The 3,642-nt window shown below is 43.1% G+C and carries 5 protein-coding genes; 2 read left to right on the top strand and 3 right to left on the bottom strand.

Annotated features, from left to right (window positions below; genetic code table 11):
• Nucleotides 1-201 precede the first annotated feature (201 nt).
• Nucleotides 202-393 (bottom strand): hypothetical protein, encoded by a 192-nt coding sequence (locus F6K37_RS34870; RefSeq protein WP_287255411.1) that lies wholly within the window; start codon nt 391-393, stop codon nt 202-204.
• Here F6K37_RS34870 and F6K37_RS34865 point away from each other — a divergent pair.
• Nucleotides 381-626, top strand: coding sequence for a hypothetical protein (locus F6K37_RS34865; RefSeq protein ID WP_287255410.1), 246 nt, complete (start codon nt 381-383; stop codon nt 624-626). The genes F6K37_RS34870 and F6K37_RS34865 overlap by 13 nt on opposite strands.
• Nucleotides 611-802, top strand: coding sequence for a hypothetical protein (locus F6K37_RS34860; RefSeq protein ID WP_008186010.1), 192 nt, complete (start codon nt 611-613; stop codon nt 800-802). The genes F6K37_RS34865 and F6K37_RS34860 overlap by 16 nt, the downstream gene beginning before the upstream one ends.
• Before the next feature lie 60 nt (nt 803-862).
• Here F6K37_RS34860 and F6K37_RS34855 read toward each other — a convergent pair whose 3' ends face one another.
• The gene (locus tag F6K37_RS34855) at nt 863-1,018 is read right to left on the bottom strand and encodes a hypothetical protein (protein ID WP_287255408.1); all 156 of its coding nucleotides are present in this window, start codon (nt 1,016-1,018) and stop codon (nt 863-865) included.
• A gap of 50 nt (nt 1,019-1,068) precedes the next feature.
• On the bottom strand, nt 1,069-3,288 hold the full coding sequence (locus tag F6K37_RS34850; RefSeq protein ID WP_287255406.1) for an NACHT domain-containing protein: 2,220 nt from the start codon (nt 3,286-3,288) through the stop codon (nt 1,069-1,071).
• Nucleotides 3,289-3,642 lie beyond the last annotated feature (354 nt).

The following is a 3,642-nucleotide window of genomic DNA, read 5'->3' as shown; positions in this document are numbered from 1 at the left end:
CTAGCCCTCTTCAGGTCAGAGTTCCACCAGATAAAATTGTCAGAATTGTGACGAAATTTGGCTGTCCATAGACCCAGAGAAGATTCATTTATTTAACCCCCATGATGGGATGGCGATTACTAAGTCCTCTATTAGCTAAGCGATCAGCTATCAGCTATCAGTAATCAGCGGTCAGTAATCAGCTGGCTCACCGCTGATTGCTTACTTTTCGGCGGGTGTTGCGTCAGTCAAAGAATGAATAGGAGTAGAGCGGGCATCCTGCCCGCGCCAACAGTACTCGAACGGGCAAGATGCCCATTCTACCAACATCGGTGTCTGGGAATGTAACGGGCAAGATGCCCATTCCACCAACATCGGTGTCTGGGAATGTAACGGGCAAGATGCCCATTCCACTAACATCCCTGTTCCATGGCAAGGAGAATTCTTCCCGACTCCCGATTCCCGATTCCCTCAAAAATTTTTTACAAAACTTTTCAAAATATGCTATAATAATATGTTTTTTGTGCTACAATAAAATTGCCCACTTTAAAATTAACGGCAAGAGCCAGCCTACGGATATTCCTCAGGCCAAGGCTGGCTCTGGCTCCCACTTAAAGGAGATACATTTATTATGTACTATGGTCTAAGCCTATACCCATGGGTACTGGTGAGGCTATTGCCACCCATGCCACCATTGGTTTTCGCTCGGTTTGACAACCTTTGCGATGCCAAAAGCTATGTGCAGGCTCTGAAGCGGCTCATGCCTGATGCTAAGTTCCTTATTTTTTTGGATATAAGTCTGCCGATGGATCAAGAAGAATAGGGAGTTAAGGAATCAATAGGAGTAGAGTGGGCAGGATGCCCGCTCGAAAATAGCCGTTGCTCAATTAAGGAATGAATAGGAGTAGAGTGGGCAGGATGCCCGCTCGAAAATATATTGAAACTGGCAAGATGCCAGTTCTACGCAAGATGCCAGTTCTAGGCAAGATGCCCGTTCTACGCAAGATGCCCGTTCTACGCAAGATGCCCATTCCACCAAGATGCCCGTTCCACAAAACTTTTAAAATCATTCCATTATTAACCCCCACACTAGGTGGTGGCAAAGTGCTCCCGCAGCAAATCGTGGATGAATCGATAGCGTCCACCGACTTGCTTGATCAGGCGGCGTTCTGTGGCATAGCTCAGGAAATGGGCGTAATCCCAGGGGATTGAACCACTGCGCCAGAGAATGAGGCGGAGGACGAAATGCTGAATGACCGGTATGCCAGCAAAGAAAAAGCCAAATAACATTGCTAGCCCAAAAGCAAAAATTAATGCTTCGAGTGGTTCAACATTCTCTTCCAAATCTAGAGTAGTTAATACAACCGGCAATAAAATTACAGGAAAACTAATTAAACTAATAATAACGGTATTTTTAGCGCATTCTTTAATTCCCTGATTTGGTTTATTTCTGGTTTTTAGTTCTTCTCCACTGAGCCCTCCAATCAGCAATACAATCAGCACTACAATCAGCACTCTAATCAGCATTCCAATCAGCACTCCAATCAGCCCTCCAATCAGCACTACAATCAGCCCTCCAATCAGTAAGTCCATTAATTTTTTTATTCTTTGCCATGATTGCATTATTTGCCATAAATTTTGCAAATAATGCAATGAAAATTTAATATTTTCATAAGGTTCTATATTATCATTATTCCTCTCAAAAAAAATATAATTATCCAACCCAAAAAGCAGCCCCAAAATCAGCCCCAAAATCAGCCCTATACTCCGCCCTCCAATCAGCCCCAAAATCAGCCCCAAAATCAGACCGACAATCAGCCCTAAAATCAGCTTATAAAACCACTTTTCTGTGGAATTATTCAACAGATCAGGCTGCATTTTCTCAATCAAAAACTCGGTTTGTTGTCGCTCCTTCAATTGTTTAGCAAGCCAGCCTAACCAGCGCCTTGTTTCCTCTTCCGAATAACCTCGACGGTCATGGTTTTCCTCTAGTTTACGGTCAATGTAAGCCTCAAATAACTTTTGACGGCATTCGTTCTGATAGTCTTCCTTTGCCTTAGGATCATTAAAAGGTATCCATAGAAAATGTCTTCCTACTCGCTTCAAGCCATCTCCATATCGATAAGCAACGGGAATTAAATGTAATAATAAGGGCATTCTTGCTAACTCTAGCAACCCATCTGAATCTTGCTGAATTCCTTGCCAGAGGCGACCCTTGAACCCGTTTAAATAATTTTCTATCTGCTGATCGGTCAAAGGTTGCAGACCGACTGCTCCCCGCATCTCCTTAATTTTTTCACCGGCTTCGTACTCTTCTTTACGACAGCAAACCACAATTTGAGGAACGTGTTTGACAAACTGATTTAATTGCTGAACACATAACTTCTGTCGCTCTAAACCCAACTCATCCAAACCATCCAGAAGAGGTAACAACTGACCGGTGGTAATCCACTCCTGAGTAATGGCTTCGGGGAGATTATAACGAAACTTTAAATTAGCTGCTAACCATTCAGCAATGGGCTGCTTGTCATCTTTCCAATCCGAAAGTTCAGCAATAATTGGAATAGGTTGGTCTGGCTGGTCCTGGGCACGTGTAATTAAATCTTTGGCCAAATCCAACAGCATGGTCGTTTTTCCAGAACCAGGCGCACCAAGAATCAACAGTTTCCCGGCAATATCGTGTTGGTTAAATACCTCAATAAGCCTTTGACCTGGTTCAGACTCCGTAGTTACTCGCCAAAACTTGGGCAACCTTTTCAACCTTGGAGGAGAATTGCTAGGATTAACGGTAATTTTTTCTGGACGACCCACTTGCTCCCTGTGGTCTGCCATTACCAACTTAATCAAGTTGTCATTGTGCAGGGAGTCATCAAGGCGCATGTTAACCTCAGCTGCCATTGCTCCCAGCAAGTCCTTCCGCCATCGCTGTAAATTTGCCTTTGGAATTTTTCTAGATATTGTAGTTTTTAACAAATACCCAATTGTCGGTAGGGCAAATAAGTAACCAATACCTAAAATCCAGTAGACTTGTTGGAACCACTCGCTATTCTGTTGTGCGGATGGTTTAAAAACTAAATGTCCTCCTGCAAGAACTAAGACTCCATAAATTGTGCATAGAGCAATTACTATTATTCTCCGAAGGCGAGTATTTTGCTGGTCAAAGCGATTGATCAAAAGTGCGCCAAGAGAGGGAAGTAGTGCTAGTTCTACAACGAGTAGTATTTGAAGGACATTGGGATTGGTCAGAAGTTCAGCAAGGTTCATGTCTGAAGCGACCTCTGTTTTATCACTCTCTGAGATTTTAACCAATTAGCATCGAGAGAGCCAATAATATAGCAATTATATATGCCATGAAGTCCAAAGAGATCCCCCTAAATCCCCCTTATCAAGGGGGACTTTGAGGTTGAGAAGCGTACCTCATAAATCCTAGAAACGCTATATCAAGTCTGCTTGAATATCCATAATTAAGCAGAGGGTGGGGAGATGGGGAGATGGGGAGATTTTTATTAAGGATAATTATCCTGACTTGATATAAAAAATTAAATAGTCTAGGCAGTTTGATAAAACAGTGCAGTGAGCCAAGTGTAGTAAGTGGGGGGAGTGCGATCGCTTTCTAGATATAGATGGTCCGTTACATTTCACCGCGAAGCATCCTAAAAGTGC

The organism is Moorena sp. SIO4E2 (assembly GCF_010671945.1).
GTDB lineage: Bacteria > Cyanobacteriota > Cyanobacteriia > Cyanobacteriales > Coleofasciculaceae > Moorena > Moorena producens.
The sequence above is the reverse complement of the archived record's forward strand: the minus strand, read 5'-3'. Positions and strand labels throughout refer to the sequence as shown.

Excerpts from the sequence above, each read along its gene's own strand:
- F6K37_RS34865 (WP_287255410.1), top strand. The coding sequence starts at position 381 with ATGCCCATTCCACTAACATCCCTGTTCCATGGCAAGGAGAATTCTTCC.
- F6K37_RS34860 (WP_008186010.1), top strand. The coding sequence starts at position 611 with ATGTACTATGGTCTAAGCCTATACCCATGGGTACTGGTGAGGCTATTG.